At 71.1% G+C, this 22035-nt stretch carries 24 protein-coding genes and 1 tRNA gene; 16 read left to right on the top strand and 9 right to left on the bottom strand.

Annotated features, from left to right (window positions below):
• Positions 1–15: 15 nt before the first annotated feature.
• The 3 genes from VFV67_RS04855 to VFV67_RS04845 form a co-directional block, all read right to left on the bottom strand.
• Positions 16–270: an alpha/beta hydrolase gene (locus VFV67_RS04855; protein WP_326467513.1), complete on the bottom strand. Its 255-nt coding sequence runs from the start codon at positions 268–270 to the stop codon at positions 16–18.
• Between the two features lie 151 nt (positions 271–421).
• Positions 422–805 carry a VOC family protein gene (locus VFV67_RS04850; protein ID WP_326467511.1) on the bottom strand — a complete coding sequence of 128 codons (384 nt, stop codon included), beginning with the start codon at positions 803–805 and terminating at the stop codon, positions 422–424.
• Between the two features lie 25 nt (positions 806–830).
• A complete protein-coding gene (locus VFV67_RS04845; RefSeq protein ID WP_326467510.1) occupies positions 831–1376 on the bottom strand; it encodes a hypothetical protein in 546 nt (181 codons plus the stop codon).
• 62 nt (positions 1377–1438) lie between these two features.
• Between VFV67_RS04845 and VFV67_RS04840 the strand changes: the two genes are divergently transcribed.
• From VFV67_RS04840 to VFV67_RS04830, 3 genes are all read left to right on the top strand, one after another.
• Positions 1439–1819: an NADAR family protein gene (locus tag VFV67_RS04840; protein ID WP_326467508.1), complete on the top strand. Its 381-nt coding sequence runs from the start codon at positions 1439–1441 to the stop codon at positions 1817–1819.
• Between the two features lie 152 nt (positions 1820–1971).
• Complete coding sequence (locus VFV67_RS04835; protein ID WP_326467507.1) at positions 1972–2397, top strand: hypothetical protein; 426 nt, start codon at positions 1972–1974, stop codon at positions 2395–2397.
• A complete protein-coding gene (locus VFV67_RS04830; RefSeq protein WP_326467506.1) occupies positions 2313–2627 on the top strand; it encodes a hypothetical protein in 315 nt (104 codons plus the stop codon). Before VFV67_RS04835 ends, VFV67_RS04830 begins: the two co-directional genes overlap by 85 nt.
• 15 nt (positions 2628–2642) lie before the next feature.
• Here the strand turns inward: VFV67_RS04830 and VFV67_RS04825 are convergent, their stop codons facing one another.
• Positions 2643–3653, bottom strand: coding sequence for a methyltransferase (locus tag VFV67_RS04825; protein ID WP_326467505.1), 1011 nt, complete (start codon positions 3651–3653; stop codon positions 2643–2645).
• Positions 3654–3757: 104 nt separating this feature from the next.
• On the opposite strand from VFV67_RS04825, the gene VFV67_RS04820 reads away from it, so the two are divergent.
• The 7 genes from VFV67_RS04820 (at position 3758) to VFV67_RS04790 (ending at position 9391) form a co-directional block, all read left to right on the top strand.
• Positions 3758–4435, top strand: coding sequence for a DUF4129 domain-containing protein (locus tag VFV67_RS04820; protein ID WP_326467504.1), 678 nt, complete (start codon positions 3758–3760; stop codon positions 4433–4435).
• On the top strand, positions 4432–4899 hold the full coding sequence (locus VFV67_RS04815) for a hypothetical protein (RefSeq protein ID WP_326467503.1): 468 nt from the start codon (positions 4432–4434) through the stop codon (positions 4897–4899). Before VFV67_RS04820 ends, VFV67_RS04815 begins: the two co-directional genes overlap by 4 nt.
• Positions 4896–5882, top strand: coding sequence for a MoxR family ATPase (locus VFV67_RS04810; protein WP_326467502.1), 987 nt, complete (start codon positions 4896–4898; stop codon positions 5880–5882). The genes VFV67_RS04815 and VFV67_RS04810 overlap by 4 nt, the downstream gene beginning before the upstream one ends.
• Positions 5879–7243 (top strand): DUF58 domain-containing protein, encoded by a 1365-nt coding sequence (locus VFV67_RS04805; protein ID WP_326467500.1) that lies wholly within the window; start codon positions 5879–5881, stop codon positions 7241–7243. Before VFV67_RS04810 ends, VFV67_RS04805 begins: the two co-directional genes overlap by 4 nt.
• The gene (locus tag VFV67_RS04800; RefSeq protein ID WP_326467498.1) at positions 7240–7758 is read left to right on the top strand and encodes a hypothetical protein; all 519 of its coding nucleotides are present in this window, start codon (positions 7240–7242) and stop codon (positions 7756–7758) included. Before VFV67_RS04805 ends, VFV67_RS04800 begins: the two co-directional genes overlap by 4 nt.
• 90 nt (positions 7759–7848) lie before the next feature.
• Entirely contained in the window at positions 7849–9171 is a 1323-nt protein-coding gene (locus VFV67_RS04795) for an NAD(P)/FAD-dependent oxidoreductase (protein WP_326467496.1), read from the top strand.
• 143 nt (positions 9172–9314) lie between these two features.
• Positions 9315–9391 (top strand) — tRNA-Leu (locus VFV67_RS04790).
• Between the two features lie 152 nt (positions 9392–9543).
• Here VFV67_RS04790 and VFV67_RS04785 read toward each other — a convergent pair.
• Positions 9544–11925, bottom strand: a complete 2382-nt coding sequence (locus tag VFV67_RS04785) for a cation-translocating P-type ATPase (protein WP_326467495.1) — start codon at positions 11923–11925, stop codon at positions 9544–9546.
• A gap of 97 nt (positions 11926–12022) precedes the next feature.
• Between VFV67_RS04785 and VFV67_RS04780 the strand changes: the two genes are divergently transcribed.
• Positions 12023–12826 (top strand): alpha/beta fold hydrolase, encoded by an 804-nt coding sequence (locus VFV67_RS04780; RefSeq protein WP_326467494.1) that lies wholly within the window; start codon positions 12023–12025, stop codon positions 12824–12826.
• Positions 12827–12994: 168 nt separating this feature from the next.
• Here the strand turns inward: VFV67_RS04780 and VFV67_RS04775 are convergent, their stop codons facing one another.
• Genes VFV67_RS04775 through VFV67_RS04760 form a run of 4 tightly spaced genes read right to left on the bottom strand, consistent with a single transcriptional unit; the run spans position 12995 to position 17510 of the window.
• Positions 12995–13951, bottom strand: a complete 957-nt coding sequence (locus VFV67_RS04775; RefSeq protein ID WP_326467493.1) for a hypothetical protein — start codon at positions 13949–13951, stop codon at positions 12995–12997.
• A gap of 50 nt (positions 13952–14001) precedes the next feature.
• Positions 14002–14352, bottom strand: coding sequence for a VOC family protein (locus VFV67_RS04770; RefSeq protein WP_326467492.1), 351 nt, complete (start codon positions 14350–14352; stop codon positions 14002–14004).
• Complete coding sequence (locus VFV67_RS04765) at positions 14349–16343, bottom strand: SDR family oxidoreductase (protein WP_326467491.1); 1995 nt, start codon at positions 16341–16343, stop codon at positions 14349–14351. Before VFV67_RS04765 ends, VFV67_RS04770 begins: the two co-directional genes overlap by 4 nt.
• A 60-nt stretch (positions 16344–16403) precedes the next feature.
• Complete coding sequence (locus VFV67_RS04760; RefSeq protein WP_326467490.1) at positions 16404–17510, bottom strand: polysaccharide deacetylase; 1107 nt, start codon at positions 17508–17510, stop codon at positions 16404–16406.
• Positions 17511–17778: 268 nt separating this feature from the next.
• Here VFV67_RS04760 and VFV67_RS04755 point away from each other — a divergent pair, with 268 nt between their 5' ends.
• From VFV67_RS04755 to VFV67_RS04735, 5 genes are all read left to right on the top strand, one after another.
• Positions 17779–18579, top strand: a complete 801-nt coding sequence (locus VFV67_RS04755) for a Bax inhibitor-1/YccA family protein (protein ID WP_326467489.1) — start codon at positions 17779–17781, stop codon at positions 18577–18579.
• A gap of 292 nt (positions 18580–18871) precedes the next feature.
• The gene (locus VFV67_RS04750; RefSeq protein ID WP_326467554.1) at positions 18872–19273 is read left to right on the top strand and encodes an NADH-quinone oxidoreductase subunit A; all 402 of its coding nucleotides are present in this window, start codon (positions 18872–18874) and stop codon (positions 19271–19273) included.
• 12 nt (positions 19274–19285) lie between these two features.
• A complete protein-coding gene (locus VFV67_RS04745; RefSeq protein ID WP_326467488.1) occupies positions 19286–19834 on the top strand; it encodes an NADH-quinone oxidoreductase subunit B family protein in 549 nt (182 codons plus the stop codon).
• A gap of 18 nt (positions 19835–19852) precedes the next feature.
• Entirely contained in the window at positions 19853–20623 is a 771-nt protein-coding gene (locus VFV67_RS04740) for an NADH-quinone oxidoreductase subunit C (protein ID WP_326467487.1), read from the top strand.
• A complete protein-coding gene (locus VFV67_RS04735; RefSeq protein ID WP_326467486.1) occupies positions 20623–21990 on the top strand; it encodes an NADH-quinone oxidoreductase subunit D in 1368 nt (455 codons plus the stop codon). The genes VFV67_RS04740 and VFV67_RS04735 overlap by 1 nt, the downstream gene beginning before the upstream one ends.
• Positions 21991–22035 lie beyond the last annotated feature (45 nt).

Below are 22035 nucleotides of genomic sequence, written 5' to 3'. Positions count from 1 at the left end.
AACACGCCTTGTGAGTCAGGCGGGTGTCGCTACGTCCGGCTGCCCGGTCGAGCGGGTGGCGAGGGCGGTGATCTCGTCGATGACGGTGGGCCATACCGCTCGGGGCAAGTCGTGGCCGACTCCGGGCAGGAGCAGGAACCGGGCACCCGGGATGGCGTCCGCCGTCGCTTTCCCGGCGCGCCAGGACTGGATCGGGTCGGCTTCGCCGTGCACCACCAGTGCCGGCATGGTCAGCGTGGCAAGCTCCGCGCGGAGGTCCCGCTCGCCCATGAGGGCAGCGGTGTGCCGGAGGCTTCCCGACGCATAGCTGCCTCGTTGGTGGGCCACGCGACCAGCCGCGCGCCAGTGTTCCTCATCGACCGGATGGCCTGGAGAGCCGGCGCAACTGGACTACGTTTTCGGAGCCAACGCCGCCGACGCCTCACGGCCAGGTTCGAGCTGAGCTGGCAAACGTCTCGGGATCGCTGTGCACGGGCACCACGCAGAGCAGGTGGCCGCCTGGAGCGCGCAGCGTGTGGGCATCCTTCCAGCGGGCCACCGGCTCCGCGCCCAGCGCCGTGAGGCGGGCAACCTCTGCGTCCAGGTCGTCGGTCTCGATGTCGACGTGGTAGCGCGGCGCGCCGTCGTCGACCGCCTGGACGACGGTCAGCAGGCCGGGGACGGCGCCGACCAGGACGGTGTACTGCTCCTCGCCCGGGGCGGGACGAGCCGGGACACCCAGCGCCGCGGACCAGAAGTCCGTTGCCGCGCCGGCCTGCGGAGCGGGCGTGTCGATGAGGATCCCGACCAGCCGACTGCGATGCATGGTGCGAAGGCTATCGGCGCGCGCCTCAACCGGCGATGATCGTCGCCGCGAGCGCCATCCGATGATCCTTGGTCCACGGCGGTCCGAGCGTTGCCCTCGGGCCGTGCAGCACCTCGTCGGCTCGCGCTCCGAGGACTCGGATCGCTTGGCCCTCAACATCTCTGGCGTCATAAAGGTGGACCGCCCAGCCGCGTGCGTTGGCGAGTTCGGCCAGCACCTGGCGGTACATGACGGAGTCGGCGCGGGAATCATGGGGCGGGCGACGTTGAACGGCGATGTCGTCGGGGAAGTCCAGCGGCCAGGATCGCAGCGACATCGACACGATCGGTTCGGGCAGTGCGGTGGCCAACTGGTCCAGCGACGCCGATGCCGCCCGGACGGCCGACGCGCGCACCCTGGCCACCAGCGCCGCCGCGGCGGCATCGTCGAGAGCTTTGCCATCGTGTTCGATCGGTGCCGTCGGCATGCCGGGTTCGATCAGCTCGATCCGCCTGCGGTCCACGACCTGGTGGTCGCCCGATGCCGTGACCGCCACTGCCCATCCGAGATGGTGGGCGATGCCCAGCCGCACGCGCCCGACTCTACAGTGGCTCATGCGCCGCAAGTCGGTTGCCAGATGCTCCGGCGGGCGGCATGCTGCGCGCCGTGGCTGGGAGTCCGAGGAGCGTCGCCGAGCTGGTCAGCCGGCTGGGCCGGGGCGAGCGGATCAAGTTTCTTTTCTTCTGGGGGCATCAGCCGGAGCGGGATGGACGCGTCGGGAAGGGTTGCCTGAGCCAGTGGTGGCCGGCTCCGTTCGTCGTGGATGGGGTGAACTTCCGTACCGCTGAGCATTTCATGATGTGGCGGAAGGCGAAGTTGTTCGGAGACGAGGCCAGCGCTGCCGAGGTCGTCCGGGCATCCCATCCACGCCAGGCGAAGGAGTTGGGGCGTGGTGTGCGGGGGTTCGATCAGCAGCGGTGGGCGGAGTGTCGGTTTGAGATCGTGCATATGGGGCATCGGGTTGACCGCGGATGATCCGCGAGCCACCGAGCCGGCGGAATGGCGCGGGCTGAACCTCTTGGGTTTCGCGTTGACCGAGGCGCGCACGCTCCTGTCGGAGCCGAAGTAGTAGTCGTTCGAGTCCCCGCCCCGCGGGCCGCGCGTCGTCGGTTGGCTACGGTGATGTGGTGGGACTGAACCAGTCGGAGTTGGAGCTGGTCTTCGCCGGGGTTCCCAGGGTGGGCCCGGTCGAGGGCTGTACGTACTGCTACACGCAGGCCGAGTTGGACCAGTTGGGCGCGGACCGGGCCGGAGTGCCGGATGACCTCGTCATGGCGTTCGCGCGGGAGTCGGACGGCCACTGGAATGAGGAGCAGTACGGGCTGCTGTGGCGCGGGCTGGCGCCCCGGATCCTCGGCCTACTGGAACGCTGGCGCGACGAGATGCTGCTGAAGGGGCTGACCTTCGCCCGGTTCGGCACCTGGCCGGAACCGGAGCGGTCCGCGGTCCGGGGTGCGCTCCGCGCGAGGTGGCGCGGGCGGTCACCGAGGAGGAGGACCCGCTGGTCGCCTCCACCTTCCTGGGTGCCGCCGCCAATGCGGACCAGGATCTGAAGCCCTGGCTGGACTACGTCGACACGCTGACCGGGCCGGACGCGGACGCCGGCATCGCGCGCCTCGCCCAGTACTGGGCCGACGACCCCCCCGGACACCAGCCGATGCTGTGGTGGTTCCCGGAGGACCCGTTCGCCGCCGTTCGCGACTGGCTCTACTCCGACCTCCTGCACGAGCGCCTGAAGCGGATGGGCGATCTGGCGACACAGATCGCCATCGCGCAGATGTGAGACGGATCCACCCGGTCAGTCGTGGGGCGCGACGCGGAACTCCAGTGCGGTGCGCTCATCCGAAACCGGGCCGCTGCGGTCGAGTCGGAGGCCGCAGCCGGCGGCCAGGGTGGTCAGCTCGTCGACCGTGCGTTCCCGGCCGCCGAAGCACATCAGCATGAACAGGTCCATGTCGGTGCCGGCGCCCTGGCCGCGGATCGGCTCGATCACCACCACCGTGCCGTGCGGTGCGGCGGCGCGGCGACACCCGGTCAGGATCGTCCGGGCATGGTCGTCGTCCCAGTCGTGCAGGATGTCGGACAACAGGTAGGCGTCGGCGCCCGCGGGCAGCGGGTCGAAGAAGCTGCCGGTCACCGTGCCGGCCCGATCGTCGAGCCCGGCCGCGGCGAACCGGTCGGCGGCGGCGGTGGTGGTTGGCGCCAGGTCCAGGACCCGCCCGCGAAGCTCGGGGTGGGCGTGCAGGATCGCGGCGAGCACGAATCCATCGCCCCCGCCGACGTCCACGATCGACGGGAAGCGGGTCCAGTCGAAACCTTCCGCGATCTGGCTGGCCTGCACCCGGAACCGCCAGTTCATCTGGGCATCGAACGAGCGGCGCAATTCCGGACTGGCGTCCAGGTCGGCCCAGAAATCGCGCCCGTACCGGTGCGGGTAGGCGGGAGCGCCGGTGACGATCGTGCCGAGGAGGTCGACGAAAGCGAGGTCGGCGCGTCCGCCGGCGCAATTGATGTCGAGTAGGGGTTTGACCCCTTCCGGGGCGTCCGCGCCCAACTGGGCGCCAACGATCGTCGGGCGATAGCGGCCGGACTGCCGGTCCCGGTCGAAGACGCCGATCGTGACCAGGTGATCGAGCAGACGATGCAGGGCCGGCGCGGAGGTTCCGGTCTCGGCGGCGAGTCGTTCCACCGTTGCTCCCGCGCTGCCCGCACGCTCCACCAGGCTGAGCGTCGCGGCCACCCGAATGGCCATGGGAGTGGCCAGATCCGCCATTGCCCGAATCGACGGTGTCGCGGTGGGGACATCCATTGGCTCAGGCTAGGTGGCGACCGTTGCCTCGGTGCGGCAATACGCCACATATCGAGTGGGTAACGGGGGCGACGTGTGCGGCGGGGTGCGGCATGCTGCTGGGGATGACGAGCCGGGTGCCGGCGCTGGTGGCGATCGGGGCGCTGCTGATGCTCGCCGCGGTGGCGACGGCGGGCGGGTCGGCCGTGCCGGCCGGCGAGGGCGAGAAGTTGTTCTCCTTCTTCGGTTTTCCCACCATCGAGCTGCCGGAGCCGCCGGAACCCGAGTCCGGATCCGTGGAGCCGAACGAGTGGGGCGGGTGGCTGGCCCGGGCGCTGCTGCTCATGCCGGTGCTGCTGCTGGTTCTGTCCGTGGTGCTGACGATTGCCCTCGCGGTGCTCCGGTGGCGCCGGTTCCGGCTGCCGGTGCCGGGCCGGACCGACCGGGAGAGCACCGGGTTCGCGGTCGATCCGGGGCCGAACCGGTTGCTGGACGCGGCCCGCGCGGCGCAGGCGGAGCTGATCAGGCACTACGGCGGCCCGCCGAGGGACGCGGTGATCGCGGCCTGGGTGCGGCTGGAGGAGGCGGCCGAGGACACCGGCACCCCGCGCCGGCCACACCAGACGCCGACCGAGTTCACCGCGGCGCTCGGCGCCGAGACCGCGGCCCTCGACGAGCTGCGCCGGCTCTACCACCGGGCCCGGTTCGCGCCGGGCTATCCGGTCACCCAGGCCGACGCCGAGGCGGCACGGGCCGCGCTGGACGAGATCGTGCGCACGCTGACCCCGGAGCCGGTCGCATGATCAAGGCTGTGGCACTGGCCCTGTTCGCGGCCGCGGTGACCATGCTCGTCATCAACTACCTGTTCGCCATCCCGGTGCTCTGGGCGGTCGCGCTGAGCCTGCCGGCCGGTGGCCTCGTGCTGCTCGGCAGCCTGCTGTCCGGCCCGCTGGATGCCAACTGGGATCCGGTGCCCTCCGGCGAGTTCTCGTCCACCGACCTGCGCGCGAGCACGCTGGCCATCCGGCTCGCCGAGGCGGCGGGCGACCAGCAGCGGTACCTCACCCGGGTGCGGCCCCGGTTGGCCAGCCTGGCGCTGGCCACGCTGCGCACCCGGCCCGGAACGTCCGACCTGACCGGCCTGGACGATCCGCGGGCGCGCGCCGCGCTCGATCCCGAGCTGTACCGGTTGCTCACCGACGACCGCACGCCACTGCCCGAGCCGGCCCGGCTCGCCGAGCTGCTCGATCGACTGGAGGGGTCATGAATCCCGTCGACCAACGGACGGCCAGCGCCGCCGAGATCGGAGCCGAGGCCGGCACCGTGCTCGACGCGCTCGCGACGGTGATCGTCGGCCGGCAGCGGACCACCCGGCTGGCCATGGCCGCGCTGCTCGCCGGCGGCAACGTGCTGCTCGAGGACGTGCCGGGACTGGGCAAGACCCGGATGGCGCGCGGCCTTGCCCAGGCGCTCGGTCTGGACTTCCGGCGGTTGCAGTGCACGCCGGACCTGCAGCCGGCCGACGTGACCGGCTCGTTCCTCTACGACCCGGACAAGCGGGAGTTCACCTTCCGGCCCGGCCCGGTGTTCACCGGGCTGCTGCTCGCCGACGAGATCAACCGCACCCCGCCGAAGACCCAGTCGGCGCTGCTGGAGGCGATGCAGGAGCGGCAGGTCACCGTGGAGGGCCGCACCTTCGAGCTGCCCGCGCCGTTCCACGTGCTGGCCACCGCGAACCCGATCGAGTACGAGGGCACCTACCCGCTGCCCGAGGCGCAGCTGGACCGGTTCCTGCTCCGGCTGGACGTCGGCTACCCGCCGGTGGAGGAGGAGGTCGAGGTGCTGCGGCGGAGACTCGCCCGGCGCACCGAGGAGGTCGAGCTGGCGCCGGTGATCGACGCCGACCGGCTGCGCGCCCTGCAGCAGGGCGTCGAGCGGCTGGACGTCGATCCGGACGTGGTCCGCTACTGCGTCGACCTGGCCGTGGCCACCCGTACGCACCGGGCCGTCGAGGTGGGCGCCTCGCCGCGCGGCTCGCAGGCGCTGCTGCTGGTCGCCCGGGCGCTCGCGGTGCTCGACGGGCGTGACTTCGTCCTGCCGGAGGACGTCAAGGAGTGCGCGGTGGCGGCGCTCGCCCACCGGCTGACCCTGCGCGCGGAGACCTGGAGCAGCGGCATCACCGGTGTCGAAGTGGTCACCGAGCTGCTCGGCACGGTGTCCGGTCCGGCCAGTGCCCGGGCTCAGTCGTGATCGGGCCGCTCGGCCTTCCCGAGCACCGGATGTTGCGCTGGGCCAAGGCCTGGCGCAGCCAGGGCACGGCGGGGTGGCGGGTCAGCGACGCGCTGCACCGTGGCGTGCTCGGCGGGTTGGGTCTGGTCGTCGCCGGTCTGGTGCTGCACCAACCGCTGCTGTTCCTGATCGGCGCGCCGCTGCTGATCAGCGCGGCGCTCGGGATCTCGGTGTCCGGTGACCCGGCGGTGGTGGTGCGGCGGCGCACCCGGCTTGGCGAGGCGGGCGAGGCCGGGCGGCTCGCGGTGACCGTCGACCCGGGCCGCGGCACCGAGCTGGTCGCGCTGCGGATGCCGGTGCCGGGCAAGGGGATCGGGCCGGTGCACCTGCTGCCGGCCACGGCGACCACGGTGCTGGCGCGGGTCCGGTACGACGCCTGGGGCGAGGGCCTGGAGCTGCGACCGGACCACCTGATGGCCGGGCCGGACGGCCTGGTGGTCTACGGGCCGGTGGTCGGCGCCGAGGCCCGTCGCCTGGTGCTGCCCCCGGTGTCGGCGGCCCAGCCGGGTCCGCTGCCGCCCCGGGCGGCCGGGCTGGTCGGTGTGCACCGGTCGCCGCGGGCCGGGGACGGCTCCGAACACCGCGACATCCGGCCGTTCCAGCCGGGGGACCGGCTGCGCCGGGTGGACTGGCGGGTCTCGCTGCGCGCCGCCGCGGCCGCCGGCGGGCAGCTGGTGCCCGGCACGCTGCACGTGCGGGAGCGGCACGCCGAGGCGGACGCGGACCTGGTGCTGGTGCTGGACACCCGGGTGGACGTGGGCGCGGACCTGCACACCTGGGCCGACCACGAGCCCGGCGTGGTGCGCGCCGGCGGCAGCCTGGACACCGGCGTGCGGGCGGTGACCGCGCTGGCCGCCGGATTCCTGCGCCAGGGCGACCGGGTGGGCCTCGTGGATCTGGGCAATCCACGGCTGGGCGTGCCACCGGGGTCCGGGCGCCGGCAGCTCGAACGGATCCGGCACCAGCTGGTGGTCTGCGGCCGGCTGGCCGGGTGGACCACCCGGCCGGTGCTGCGCCCGGCCCAGGCACCGCCCGGCGCGCTGGTGGTGGTGCTGTCGACGTTCCTGGACGACGCGGCGGTCGACGTCACCGTGCACACGGCCCGGCGGGGCAACCCGGTGATCGCGGTCGACCTGCTGCCCCGTCCGTTGCTGCCGCAGCGGGACACGCCGTGGGGCGAGGTGGTGCTGCGGGTGCTGCGGGCCGAGCAGCGGGTCCGTCGCGCGGCGCTGCTCGGGACCGGGATCCCGGCCCTGACCTGGAACGAGAGTGCGGTGAGCGTGATGCTGCGGCGGCTTCGGCGACGCCGGGTGGCCCGGTGACCACGCGGCCGGACGTGCTCGAGATCGGCCGCGGCCTGCCGAGTTGGTCGCTGCGGGTCCTGGTGGCGGCGACCGGTGCGGGCGTGGTCGGTGTGCTGGCCGCCACCGGCCTGCACGGCCCGGTGCTGTGGCTGATCGGCCTTGCGGCCGCGGCCACGGTGGGGATGCCGTCCTCGCCGGCCCCGATGCTGGTGCTGTTGCTCACCGCGATGTCGGTGGTCGCGACCGGCACGGGGGTGCTCGGGCCGATGCTGGTGCTGGTCCCGCTGCTGCACCTGATGCACGTCAGCTGTGCGCTGGCCGGGCTGGTGCCGCCCGGGGCCCGGGTGCACCTGGCGGCGCTGCGCGTCCCGGCGCTGCGGTTCGTCGGCGTGCAGGCCGCGGTGTTCGCTCTTGCCGGGCTGATGGCCCTGGTTCCGGGCGGCACGACGCTGCCCGTGCTGGAGTTCGCCGCGTTGCTCGGAGTCGCCGGGATCGCTTTGCTGGTAGCCTGGTTGGTGCACCGTCCACAGTGAACTCATTAGGCAAATGGTCTGGACCGGAAGGCGACCAGGCTCACACGCGTCCCAACCACAATGCGTGCTGCGTGGTGGGACCATGGGGTTATGGCGCAGAAGTCGACACCCACCCGGATCGTGATCCTGGGCGGCGGATACGTCGGCCTGTACACCGCACTCGGCCTGCAGCGCAGGTTGCGGGCCGGTGAGGCGTCCGTGACGGTGATCGAGCCGCAGCCGCACATGACCTACCAGCCGTTCCTGCCCGAGGCGGCCGGCGGCGCGATCGAGCCGCGGCACGTGGTGGTTCCGCTGCGGCGCGTGCTCAAGCGCTGCCACGTGCTCAACGTCCGGGTCGCCCGGATCGAGGACCACCGCAGGACCGTGACCGTCGAGCGGCCGGACGGGACCCACGACGAGGTCGAGTACGACGTGCTGGTCGTGGCGCTCGGCGCGGTCGCCCGGCTGATGCCCGTTCCGGGGCTGGCCGAGCGGGGCATCGCGTTCCGCACCATCGGCGAGGCGATCTACCTGCGCAACCACGTGCTGGCCAAGCTGGACGAGGCGGCCGTCACCGAGGACCCCGAGCGGCGCCGCAAGCTGCTCACCTTCACCTTCGTCGGCGGCGGGTTCGCCGGCATCGAGGCGCTCGGCGAGCTGGAGGACATGGCCCGGTTCGCCACCCGCTACTACGAGAACATCCAGCCGTCGGATCTGCGCTGGGTACTGGTCGAGGCCGCCGGGCGGATCCTGCCCGAGGTGCGCGAGAGCCTCGGCGTCTACACCGTGCTGCAGCTGGAGCAGCGCGGCATCGAGGTCTACCTGTCGACGCTGGCGAAGTCGTTCGAGGACGGGCACGTGGTGCTCTCCGACGGCACCGAGTTCGACAGCGACACGATCGTCTGGACGGCCGGGGTGAAGGCCAACCCGGTGCTCACCGGGTCGGACCTGCCGCTGGACGAGCGGGGCCGGGTCAGGGCCACCGCCGAGCTCCAGGTCGTGGACCGGCCGGGCGTGTGGACGGCGGGGGACAACGCCGCCGTGCCCGACCTGGCGCGGATCGCCGAGGACCCGAACGCGCTCTGCCAGCCCAACGCCCAGCACGCCGTGCGTCAGGCGCACCGGCTGGCCAAGAACATCGTGGCGTCGCTGCGTGACCATCCGCTCAAGCCGTACCGGCACCGCAACGCCGGCTCGGTGGCGAGCCTGGGCCTGCACAAGGGCGTGGCGGACATCTACAACATCAAGTTGAAGGGTTTCCTCGCCTGGGCGGCGCACCGCGGATACCACGTCGCCCGCGTGCCCACCTTCAACCGGAAAGCACGCGTGGTTGCCGACTGGTTACTCGGTGGTCTGTTCCGGCGTGAGGTGGTCTCGATGGGTCAGATCAGCAATCCCCGAGCGGAGTTTGCCAGAGTGTCAGAAAGCTGATACCTCTAGAACTGTCTGACTGGTCCAATCGACGGACGTCACCGAGTGCATTCGGCGCTAAACGGCCCATTGTGCGCTGGGCCACCGAGCGCAGTTGCACAAAAGTGGCCCCGAGCAGCATGTTCACGTCCTAGGATTCGCCTGCCCCCGTAGCCCAACTGGCAGAGGCAGCCCCCTTAAAAGGGGTGTAGTGCCGGTTCAAATCCGGTCGGGGGCACCATATCCGGTGTTCCGGACGGGGTCGATCACACCCCGCGTTCGGTCCGTTTCGGACAGTCATATTTGGACATTTACGGAAGGTAATCGATCCTGTGCTCATAGTATTTCCGCGCGGGTAACAAACGCCGCCGAAAATTGCGGCACGGATGGTTATCAGCCGATCACTTGCCGTTTCTCGCGGCGGATCGCGCCGTCCAGCCACCAGATCACCTCGATGATCACGATCCCGACCGCTGCGCAGATCGCCGCGATCAGGGTCTGGCTGGAGTCGCTCGGGTCCAGCGCCAGGAAGTCCCGTAGGAACGGGACCAGCAGCGGCAGCGCCGAGAGCGCGACCATCCCGACCAGCAGGATCACCTTCCACCACACGTACGGCCGGGCGATGATGGCCAGCACCCACAGCGCGATCGCGACCAGCGTCATGTACGCCGTGGTCGAGTCCTGGATCCGCTCCACCTCGGCCGGGCCGGCGTCCTGCCGGGCCAGCAGGTAGGAGATGAACGTGGCGCCGGCGACCACGACGCCGGCCGGGATCGCCATCCGCATCACCCGGGCGACGAACCCGGTCCGGGCCCGCTCGTGGTTGGGCGCCAGGGCCAGGAAGAACGCCGGCACGCCGATGGTGAACCAGCCGATGATCGACACGTGCCTTGGCAGGAACGGGTAGGGCACGCCGGCCAGACCGATCATCAGGGCCAGCAGTACCGAGTAGACCGTCTTGGTGAGGAACAGGTTCGAGACCCGCTCGATGTTGCCGATCACCCGGCGGCCCTCGGCCACCACGTGCGGCAGCGTGGCGAACTTGTTGTCCAGCAGGACGATCTGCGCCACCGCCCGGGTCGCCGGGCTGCCCGCGCCCATCGCCACCCCGATGTCGGCGTCCTTGAGGGCGAGCACGTCGTTGACCCCGTCGCCGGTCATCGCCACCGTGTGCCCGCGGGACTGCAGCGCGCCGACCATGGCCCGCTTCTGCGCCGGAGTGACCCGGCCGAACACGGTCGCCCGCTCGACCTCGTCGGCGAGCCCGTCCGCGCCGTCGGGCAGCTCCCTGGCGTCCACCGGTGACGTGGCGTTGGGCAGGTCCAGCGACGCGGCCACCGCGCCGACCGACACGGCGTTGTCCCCGGAGATCACCTTCACGGTGACGTCCTGCTCGGCGAAGTAGTCCAGGGTGTCCTTGGCGTCCGGGCGGATCTTCTGCTCGAGCACCACCAGCGCCACCGGCGTCACCGTGCCCGGCGCCTCCGGGTCGTCCACCGGTCGCGGCACCATGCCGAGCAGCAGCACCCGCAGGCCGCCCGCGCCGATCCGCTCGGCCCGCTCGCGCTCCGGGTCGCCGTCGGGCAGCAGTACGTCGGAGGCGCCGAGCACCCAGTTGCCCTGCCCGTCGAAGCTGGCCCCGCTCCACTTGCGGGCCGAGGAGAACGGCGCGACCGCGGTCGGCGTCCAGCCCGGACCGTCCGGGAACGCCTCGATGATCGCCTGCAGGCTGGCGTTGGGCCGCGGGTCGACCGCGCCGAGCGCGGCCAGCACCGGCCCGGGCGGCTCGGTCTCGGCGATCGGCAGCACCTCGGCCAACCGCATGCCGTTCTCGGTCAGCGTGCCGGTCTTGTCCGCGCACACCGTGTCCACCCGGGCCAGGCCCTCGATCGCCGGCAGCTCCTGCACCAGGCACTGGCGCTTGCCGAGCCGGATCACCCCGACCGCGAACGCGATGCTGGTGAGCAGCACCAGGCCCTCCGGCACCATCGGCACCAGCGCGGCCACCATGCCGCGCAGGGCGTCGGGCAGCGCCTCGTCGCCGGCGAGCTGGTTGTAGATGGTCAGCGCGCCGGCCGGCACCAGCAGGTAGGTGATGAACTTGAGGATCTTGTTGATGCCGTTGCGCAGCTCGGAGTTGACCAGGGTGAACTTGCTGGCCTCCTCGGCGAGCTTGGCGGCGTAGGCGTCCCGGCCGACCTTGGTCGCGCGGTACAGGCCGCTGCCGGCGACCACGAAGCTGCCGGACAGGACCTGATCACCGGGCTGCTTGACCACCGGGTCGGACTCGCCGGTGAGCAGCGACTCGTCGATCTCGAGCGCCTCGGCGGCCAGCACCGTGCCGTCCACCACGACCTTGTCGCCCGGGCCCAGCTCGATCACGTCGTCCAGCACGACCTCGTTGGGGGCCAGCTCGCGGGTGTCCGTTTCGGTGCCGTAGACGCGGCGGACCCGGGGGCGGGCCTGCCCGACGATGGCCAGCCGCTCCAGGGTCCGCTTGGCGCGCAGCTCCTGGATCATGCCGATCGCGCTGTTGACGATGATCAGGCAGCCGAACAGGCCGTCCTGGATCGGGCCGACCACCAGGATGATCGCGAACAGCACGCCGAAGATGGCGTTGATCCTGGTGAAGACGTTGGCCCGGACGATCTCGGCGACGCTGCGGCTGGCCCGCGCGGGGACGTCGTTGGTCTGGCCGGCGGCGATCCGTTGCCGGACCTCGTCGGGGGACAGTCCCGCCTCGAGCTGTCCGGCGAGCACTTGGCCTGATGACATGGTTCCTCACGATAGGCGCAGCCAGCTGGCCGATGTGGGGCGCTGTTCCGGTTCGGACTTGTTACCGTTGGGTAGGGCCCGACACGAGGGAGTGCCGATGCCGATCGAGGTCGTCTACGAACGCCGGGGCCGGGGTGCCCCGCTGGTGCTGATGCACGGCATCGGCCACCGCTGGCAAGCCTGGGAGCCGGTGCTGGACCTGCTGGCGGGGCACCACGACGTGATCGCCGTCGACCTGCCCGGGTTCGGTGGGTCGCCGTTGCTCCCGGACCGGGACTACACGATGCCGGCCGCGGTCGCGATGGCCGCCGAGATGTTCGCCGAGCTGGGGTTGGACCGGCCGCACGTGGCCGGGAACTCGCTCGGCGGGGTGCTGGCGCTGGAGCTCGCCTGGCAGGGTCTGGTCAGCTCGGCGACCGCGTTCGCCCCGGCCGGGTTCTGGAACCAGCGGGACCGGGCCTGGGCGCTGGGTCTGCTCACCGCGCTGCGGCTGTCCGGCCGGGCTCCGGCGGCGCTGCGCACCGCGTTCGTCAACGTCCGGCTGACCCGGCTGCTGGCCGCCGGCATGCTGTTCGGCCGGCCGTCCCGGCTCACCGCCGAGATGGTCCGGGCCGATCTGGACTCGTTCGTCGGCTCGACCGCGTTCGACCTGGTCGCCCGGGCCGGCCGGCGGTACGTCTACGCCAGCCCGGCGCCGGTCGTGCCGGTCACCGTGGCGTGGGGCAGCCGGGACCGGATCTTGTGGCCGCGCCAGGCCCGGCGCGCCGCGACCCTGCTCCCGGACGCCGAACATGTGCTGCTGCCCGGGTGCGGCCACATCCCGATGGGTGACGACCCGGAGCGGATCGCCGAGCTGATCATCGCCACCTGCGGCCGGTCCACCATGGACACCGCGGCATGACAGTCCCGCCGCTCCGGGATTCACTGCTGTTGTTGCGTTCCAGCCGGTGGTGCGGTTGGCGGGTTGATCGTGGCTGGGTTGCGTCACGGTGCCCCTGAGGTTGCGTTGGGTGGGCCGAGACCTTCACGCGATGGTCCACTGGACAGGGCTCGCGTGTGGGGCGTCCGGTCAGCGTTTGGGGGTGCGCTTGTCGTCGGCCGGGACGGCGGGCGGGAACAGCAGGGTGTCCTCGAAGTTCAGCTCGGCGTCTGCCGGGGCCAGGGTGGTGGTGACCTGCTCGACCAGCTGCTGGATCTCCCGGAGCTGGGTGGCGAGCTGGTCGCGCAGCGCGGTGAGCCGGTCCAGCTCGGCGTTGGCGGAGGTGAGCCGGCGGTCGGCCTCCTCGCTCGCCTCGCGGACCCGGCGCTTGGCCTCCTCGTCGGCCTCGCGGACCCGGCGCTCGGTGTCCGCCTCGACGGCCGACCGCCGGGCATCGAGCTCCTTGCGCAGCGCCTCCCGTTTGGCGTTCATCGACTCGGAGAACTCCCGGTCGATCCGGATCCGGTCCCGCTCGGCCACGGCGTCGATCTCCATCCGGCGCCGCTCCGCGGCCGTGGTCATCTCCTCGGACCTGGTCCGGGCGGAGGCCATGATGCTCTCGTGCGCGGCGTGCAGCTCCTGGTGCTGGCGGTCCACATCGGCCAGCACCGCCTGGTAGCGCTGGCGCAGCTCCGCCGATGCCTGCTCGGCGGCCGCCCAGGTGTCCTCGGCCGCCGCCTGGGCCCGGGCGAGGATCTCGGTGGCCTGGGACTTGGCCACCGCCACGGTCCGGGCGGTGCGCTCGTCCCGGTGGTCCGGTCCCGGCATCGGGGCGTTCGGACCGGGGTGCGCGGGGGCGTTCGAACCCGGGGGCACCGGCCGGGGCCCGGGCACGGGTGCCGGCGTGGCCAGCCGCCTGTTGAGCGCCGCGATCTCCCCCCGCGCCGCGTCGAGCTGGGTGCCCAGCTCCTGGTTTCGCACCCGCAGCTGATCCTGCTCGGCCTTGCAGCGCTGCAGATGCTTGTTCACCTGGTGCCGGTCGTAACCATGGCGTACCACGGGAAACGTGGTCGCTGCGTCGGGTGTCGGATCCTCACCGAGTGCCATTCTGCGACCGTACTCGGAACCGGTGAGCCCGACACGATCCCGGGTGGTCCTCAGCTCAGGTTGTACGCGGTGGGGTGACGTGGCTGGTACAGACCCATCTCGCCGGCGCCGGGCACCCGCAGCGTGGTGAGCAGGCCCCAGCCCTGGTCGCTGATCTCGCCGGTGAACTCCACCCCCTTCGCGGTCAGCTCCGCGACGGTCTTCTCGATGTCGTCGCACATCAGGTAGAACTCCTGGGTGACCGCGCCGGACGGGTGCACGGCCAGCTCGGCGGGCGGCGACTTGAAGATCAGCCACCCGTCCCCGGCGTCCACGTTGGACAGTCCGAGCGTGTCCCGCAGGAACGCCCGGGCCGCCGCCGCGTCGGTGGCGTAGAAGATCGTGTGTGCGCCGGTGATCACCAGTGGAAGCCTTTCGTCAGGCGGGCCAGCGCCGTGGCCGCCGCGGACAGATGCCGTTCACCCTTGCCGAGTCTGGCCCCGCCGGCGCCGCCGGCCGCGGGCGAGTCGGGGAAGATCCGGTAGCCCTGGTAGGCGACCGCGTCCACCATGCCGGGCGCCAGCGCGTACGCGGCCTGGATCAGGTACCCGGTCGGCGTGCCGATCTGTTTGGGTCGCCTGCGCAGCGCGGCCAGCACCAGCTCCGCGCCCTGCTCGGGCGACCGGGCCGGCAGCGCGTCGTAGATCGGCGTCGGCCGGATCATCGGGGTGCGCACCAGCGGCATGTGCACGGTGGTCCAGGTGATCCCGGCGCCGTGCGTCTCGGTCGCGGCGACCCGGCTGAAGTAGTCCAGCGCCGCCTTGGACGCCACGTAGGCGGAGAACCGGGGGGCGATGCCCTGCACGCCCATGGACGAGACGTTGACGATGTGCCCGTACCGCCGTTCGACCATGTGCGGCAGCAGCCCGAGGATCAGCCGCACCGGCCCGAAGTAGTTGATCGCCATGGACCGCTCGTAGTCGTGCATGCGGTCGCAGGAGGCCAGCACCGAGCGGCGGATGGACCGGCCGGCGTTGTTCACCAGCATGTCCACGCTGGGCTGCTCGGTGAGCATCCGCTCGACCAGCTTGTCCACCGACTCGCCGTCGGAAAGGTCGCACGGGTAGACCGCGGCATTCCCGCCGGCCGCCTCGATCTCCGCGCGGACCTCCTCCAACTCGGCGGCCCGGCGGGCGACCAGCAGCGGCACCGCGCCGGCCGCGGCCACCTTGAGCGCGGTCGCCCGGCCGATGCCCGACGAGGCACCGGTGATCACGATGCGGCGCCCGGCCAGCCGCCCACGGCTGCCGTTGCGGCGGGCCCGGAACGGATCGAGGTGCGTGCGCCAGTACCGCCAGAGCGCGGTGGCGTAGCTGGGCAGCGCCGGCACCTCCAGCCCGCTGCCGGCCAGCGCGGCGCGGGTCTCGGCGGAGTCGAACCGCGGACGGAAGGTGAGCGTGCGCAGGATCTCCGGCGGGATGCCGAGCCGGTCGAGCACGGCGTCCCTGGCGATCGTCACCCCGGGCACGTGCTCGGCCAGCCGGGCCAGCCCGACCAGCGGACCGCTCAGCCGTTGCCCGAGGCCGACCGCGGACACCGGTGCGCCCGCGGCCCTGGCGAAGGCGTTGTAGACCTCGCGGACCGGCTGCGGTTCGGGGTTGACCAGGTGGAAGGTGCGTCCGTCCAGGCCGGGTTGGTCGACCAGGTGGGCAAGTGCCTTGGCCACGTAGTCGACCGGGACGATGTTGGTGTCGCCGATGTCGGGCAGGACCAGGACCGGCGCGGCGGGCAGCGCGGCCAGTCGGGCCAGCGCGGGGAACAGGTAGTACGGACCGTCGGTCTTGCACATCTCGCCGGTCTGCGAGTGGCCGACCACGACCGAGGGCCGGTAGATCCGCCATGGCACCGCGGACTGGGCCCGGACCAGCCGCTCGGCCTCGAACTTGGTGCGGTGGTACGCGGTCACCAGCCGCTGCCCGGCGTCGAACATGTCCTCGGTGAACCGGCCGTGGAAGTCGCCGGCCACCGCGACCGAGGAGATGTGGTGCAGGCACCCGGCGCCGAGGGTGGCCGCCAGCGCGATCACGTTCTCGGTTCCCTCGATGTTGGCCACGGCAGCGGTCTCGTCGTCCGCCGTCAGGTCGTAGTGCGCGGCCAGGTGCACGACGTGATCGACCCCGCCGAGCGGCTCGAGCCGCTCCGGCGGGATCCCCAGGCCCGGGGTGCGGATGTCCGCGACCACGGTTCTGATCCTCTCCGGGTGCGGCCACCGCTCGGCCAGCGTGGCCAGCCGTTCCCGCGACTGCTCCCGGACCACCAGCCAGACCCGCTCGGTGTCCGCCCTGGACAGCAGCTCCGCCAGGAAGTGCCGGCCGATCAGCCCGGTCGCCCCGGTCACCAGATACGTCGCCATGCCCAGAGCCTCCCATCGATCAACCCCACCCGGCATCCGGTCGGCATTCGGGAGGGCTGGTCAGGTGGCTTCGGGTTGGGGGAGGGCGCGGAGGGCGTCGAGGACCGCGGGGTTCTGGCGCAGCATCCAGTCGATGACCTCGGAGTAGGTGGCGCAGACGGTCTCGGGCTTGGTGCAGACCTCGGCCATGAAGCGTTCGGTGGCGAGGGTGAAGGCGTCGCCGGACCAGTCGGTGAAGTGAGTGCCGACGACCAGCGGGGCGCGGTTGCCGGCCAGGGCGGACTGGTAGGCGGAGCGGTAGGTGTCCAGCGCGATGGTGGCGAACTCCTCGGCGCGGCCGGGTTCGTCCTTGGCGCGGTTCATCGCCTGGGACAGGTTGTAGTCCATCAGGATGACCCGCCGATTCTTCAGCGCCGGGACGCGGACCTGGGGGACCCAGAACTGCCAGACGCCGTCGCGGAGCACCGGCCAGGCCAGGCCCTCGGACAGCTGACTGGCGTCGTAGCTCATGCCGTGCTTGGCGAGGACCGGAAGCACCGCCCCCGGGTGGGCGTCCAGGCACGGGGTGCGGGCTCCCTTGATGTGCTCGCGATCGACCTCGAGGCCGGGGGCGGTGTCGAGCAGGCGCAGGAACTGGTCCAACTCGGCGGTCCAGTCCGGCGTGGTCCAGGCGGTGGCGGGCTCGACGCCCTTGCAGTAGTGGCCGTTGTAGTGGCTGGCGATCTCGTGGCCGGCGGAGCGGGCCTGGTTGAGGTCGGTGACGAGGGTGTCGACGTCGTCGGGCGTGCCACCGAAGCCGATGGCGGACATGCCGGGGCGCCCGCCGGGCGCGGTGTACTCGGTGGCGCGGGCGTCGGGGAGCAGATACACGCCGGACAGGAACGCGGTGACGTGCGCGTTCGACGACTTCGCCGCGGTGCGGATCCGTTCCCAGTGCGCGTGCGAACCGGCGCCGTCGAAGGAGAACAGCACGAACTGAGGCGGAAGCTCGTCCGGGGCGTAGCGGCGCAGCCAGGGCGGGCCGGCGGCGGGTTGGGCCGCGCTGATCGTGGGTGCCGGGGTGCCGCCGGCGTCCGGGCGGACGGTGCCGATGCCCAGCAGGACGGCGAAGGTCAGCGTCAACCCGGCGGTGACCCCGATCGGGCCCCATTTCCTGCGCCTCGTCATGCCATCCTCGAACCGGTGGTCGTCGCCCTCGATCGAGGGAAGAAACCTGATCGAAAGTAGTGGCAGCGCGGCCAAGCGGCCGGTAACGACACGATGCGGTGTCATCACAAGTAGGGAACCACCGATCAACCTGTGATCGCGGGGATGACGGGCTACTGTGAGCGGGTTACCAGAAGTGGGTAAAGTTGGCTTTACCCAACCGGGAACCGACCGGCTCGCATGGTCGTTGACACTAATGAAGGCGCCATCAGGCTCCCAGGAGGATCAGGTGCGTTCTACGAGCAATCCCGCCTTCCGCAACCTGCCGGTCGGCGGACCGGGCGGATACGCGGGCTTCCAGTCCCAGGAACAGGGCTACCCGGTCCAGCCGGGTCAGGGCTACGCCCCGCCCACCACCGGCGACCGCCCGATGACGGTCGACGACGTGGTGACCAAGACCGCCGCGACGCTGGGCACAGCCGCCGTGATCGGTGTGATCACCACCTTCGCGGTGCTGTCCGGCACCATCCAGCCGTGGCCGCCGACGATCATCGGCATGCTGGCCGGCCTGGGGCTCGCGCTGGTCATCATCTTCAAGAAGAACCCGAGCCCGGCTCTGGTGCTGTCCTACGCGGTGGCCGAGGGCCTGTTCCTCGGCGGCATCACCGGTGTGTTCGAGTCCTTCTTCCCGGGTATCGCGCTCCAGGCCGTCCTCGGCACCACGCTGGTGTTCATCACGATGCTGGTGGTCTACCGCACCGGCGCGATCAAGGTGACCCCGAAGCTCACCCGGTGGATCATCGGCGCGACCGTGGGCGCCGCCGGCCTGATGCTGATCAACCTGCTGCTCAGCCTGTTCGGCGTGAACACCGGCCTGCGCGACGCCACCCCGCTCGGCATCGCGATCAGCCTGCTGTTCATCGGCATCGCGGCGTTCAACTTCCTGCTCGACTTCGACATGGCCGACCAGATGATCCGGTCCGGCACGCCGGCGCGGTTCGCCTGGTACGTGGCGTTCGGCCTGCTGGTCACGCTCGTCTGGCTGTACCTGGAGATGCTGCGGCTGCTCTCCTACCTCAACAGCGACTAGTCCACGCCCCAACGTAAAAGGGCACCCGGCCACCCGGCCGGGTGCCCTTTCGCATGTCAGGCCCCCGGCCGGTGGCGGCCGTCCCGGAGGCGAGTCCTACACTGAGCGCCAGGTTTCTTGTGAAGTGATTCACAGGCGAGCGTCCGAGCTTGTGAAGATTTTCACAAGCTTCTCACCAGGCGAAGTTAGGTGCCCCTTACTAATTCGGTCCAGGTATGCGACCCATAGGGTGCCAGCGAAGCTCGGGGAAAGGACGACGCAGGTGTCATTGGGCGAAACCGTCACTACTTCGCTGCACCAACCCCAGATCCCGGCCGAGGTCGCGTCGGACCTCGGGCTCTACCTGCCGCTGGTGCTGCTCTTCGTGCTGGCGGCCGCGTTCGCCGTGTTCTCGGCGCTGCTCGGCCCGCTGGTCGGCCCCCGTCGCTACAACAAGGCGAAGCTCGACCCGTACGAGTGCGGCATCGAACCGTCGCCCCAGCCGGTGATCGGCGGCGGCCGGGTTCCGATCGCCTACTACATCACCGCGATGCTGTTCATCCTGTTCGACATCGAGATGGTGTTCCTCTACCCGTTCGCGGTCGCGGCGGACGCCCTTGGCATCTTCGGCCTGGTGGAGATCTTCCTGTTCATCGCGACGGTCGGCTTCGCCTACGCCTACGTGTGGCGGCGCGGCGGACTCGACTGGAACTGACGGGAGGCGATCATGGGTCTTGAAGAGAAGCTCCCCAACGGAATCCTGCTGGCCAGCTTGGAGAAGCTGGTCAACTGGGGCCGAAAGAACTCGCTCTGGCCGGCCACCTTCGGCCTGGCCTGCTGTGCCATCGAGATGATGACCACCGGTGGGCCGCGCTACGACATCGCCCGGTTCGGCATGGAGGCGTTCCGCGCCTCGCCCCGGCAGGCCGACCTGATGATCGTGGCCGGCCGGGTCAGCAACAAGATGGCCCCGGTGCTGCGCCAGATCTACGACCAGATGGCCGAGCCGCGCTGGGTGCTGGCGATGGGCGTGTGCGCCTCCTCCGGCGGGATGTTCAACAACTACGCGGTGGTGCAGGGCGTCGACCACATCGTCCCGGTGGACATCTACCTGCCCGGCTGCCCGCCCCGACCGGAGATGCTGCTCGACGCGATCCTCAAGCTGCACGCCAAGATCGCCGATGAGCCGATCAACGCCCGGCGCGCGGCGGACCGGCTGGAGCGCGGCGACACCACCGAGCTGATCCCGTCCTCCGTGAAGTTCGCCAAGAAGTGAGTCGAGAAGTGAGCACCGATGGCTGACCAGACTCCGCCCGTGCCGGGCGGCGAGCAGTCCAGTGTGGACCGCCCGGCCGAAGGCGTCGCGGCGGAACCCGCCGAACGGCAGAGCGCCGACTTCCAGGCGCCGGTGGTCTCCGGCCGGGAGCGGCAGGGCATGTTCCGGGTCGCCGGTTCCGGTGACACCACCGGGTTCGGCGGCCTGCGGCTGCCGGCCTACAACCCGGCGCCGGCCGAGCGGCCCTACGGCGGCTGGTTCGACGAGTTCGCCGACGAGCTGGCCAACTCCTTCCGGGAGCGCGGAATCCCCGCGGAGGCGGTGCAGCAGGTCACGGTGGACCGCGGCGAGATCACGTTCTATCTGCGCCGGGAGAACCTGGTGGCGGTGTGCCGGGCACTGCGCGACGATCCGGCGCTGCGCTTCGAGCTGTGCAGCTCGGTGTCCGCCGTCGACTACGGCGTGGACGTGCCGCAGCGGCTGCACACGGTGTACCACCTCACGTCGATGACCTTCCGGCGCCGGATCCGGCTCGAGGTGGCCGTCGACGTGGACGACCCGCACGTGCCCAGCGTGGTCGACGTCTACCCGACCGCCGACTGGCAGGAGCGGGAGGCCTGGGACATGTTCGGCATCGTCTACGACGGACACCCGGCGCTGACCAGGATCCTGATGCCGGACGACTGGGACGGCCACCCGCAGCGCAAGGACTATCCGCTCGGCGGGATTCCCGTGGAGTACAAGGGCGCCGAGATTCCGCCGCCGGACCAGCGGAGGGCCTACTCGTAATGAGCGAGCACCTGTCAGACGTCAAGACCGGCACCGCCACCAGCGGGGCCGAGCGTTCCAGCGATCCCTACGCCACCGCGCGGGAGACCACCGAGGGCCGGATCTACACCGTCACCGGCGGCGACTGGGACGAGATGCTCGAGGACGCGATCGCCGACGAGCGCATCGTGATCAACATGGGTCCGCAGCACCCGTCCACGCACGGCGTGCTGCGTCTGGTGCTCGAGTTGGAGGGCGAGACCGTCACCCAGGCCCGGTCGGTGATCGGGTACCTGCACACCGGGATCGAGAAGAACTGCGAGTACCGCACCTGGACCCAGGGCGTCACGTTCGTGACCCGGATGGACTACCTGGCCCCGCTGTACAACGAGGCCGCCTACTGCATGGCGGTGGAGAAGCTGCTCGGAATCACCGTGCCGGAGCGCGCACAGGTGATCCGGGTGCTGCTGATGGAGATCAACCGGATCGGCTCGCACCTGGTGGCGCTGGCCACCGGCGGCATGGAGCTGGGCGCGCTGACCGCGATGACCGCCGGGTTCCGCGAGCGCGAGGAAGTGCTGCACCTGCTGGAGTGGCTGACCGGGCTGCGGATGAACCACGCGTTCATCCGGCCGGGCGGGGTGGCGCAGGACCTGCCGACCGGCTACGAGCAGGTGGTCCGGGACTTCATCAAGGTGATGGACTCCCGGCTGCCCGACTACGACAAGCTGCTCACCGGCCAGCCGATCTGGAAGAACCGGCTGATCGGGATCGGCTACCTGCCGGTGGACGCGTGTCTGGCGCTCGGCGTCACCGGCCCCATCCTGCGCTCCGCGGGCCTGGCCTGGGACCTGCGCAAGACCGACCCGTACCTGGGTTACGAGGACTACAAGTTCGAGGTGCCGACCTCCACCGACGCCGACGCCTACGCGCGCTATCTGCTGCGGGTGGAGGAGATGCACCAGTCGCTGCGGATCATCGCGCAGTGCCTGGACAAGCTGGAGCCGGGTCCGGTCATGGTGGCGGACAAGAAGATCGCCTGGCCGGCGCAGCTGTCCATCGGCGCGGACGGCATGGGCAACTCGCTGGACCACGTGCGCAAGATCATGGGCCAGTCGATGGAGGCGTTGATCCACCACTTCAAGCTGGTCACCGAGGGCTTCGACGTGCCGGCCGGTCAGGTCTACGTGCCGGTCGAGTCGCCGCGCGGCGAGTTGGGCTACCACGTGGTCTCCGACGGCGGCACCCGACCGGTGCGGGTGCACGTGCGCGACCCCAGCTTCGTCAACCTCCAAGCCATGCCGGCGATGTCCGAGGGCGGCATGGTGGCCGACGTGATCGCGGCGATCGCGTCGATCGACCCGGTGATGGGAGGAGTGGACCGGTGAGCGAGCTTGCGAGCGAGCCAATGGATACCGCCCCGCCGCCGAGCT

It is taken from the genome of Actinophytocola sp., assembly GCF_035762905.1.
In the GTDB taxonomy this organism is placed as follows: domain Bacteria; phylum Actinomycetota; class Actinomycetes; order Mycobacteriales; family Pseudonocardiaceae; genus DASYTH01.
This window is presented reverse-complemented; position numbering and strand designations above follow the sequence as displayed.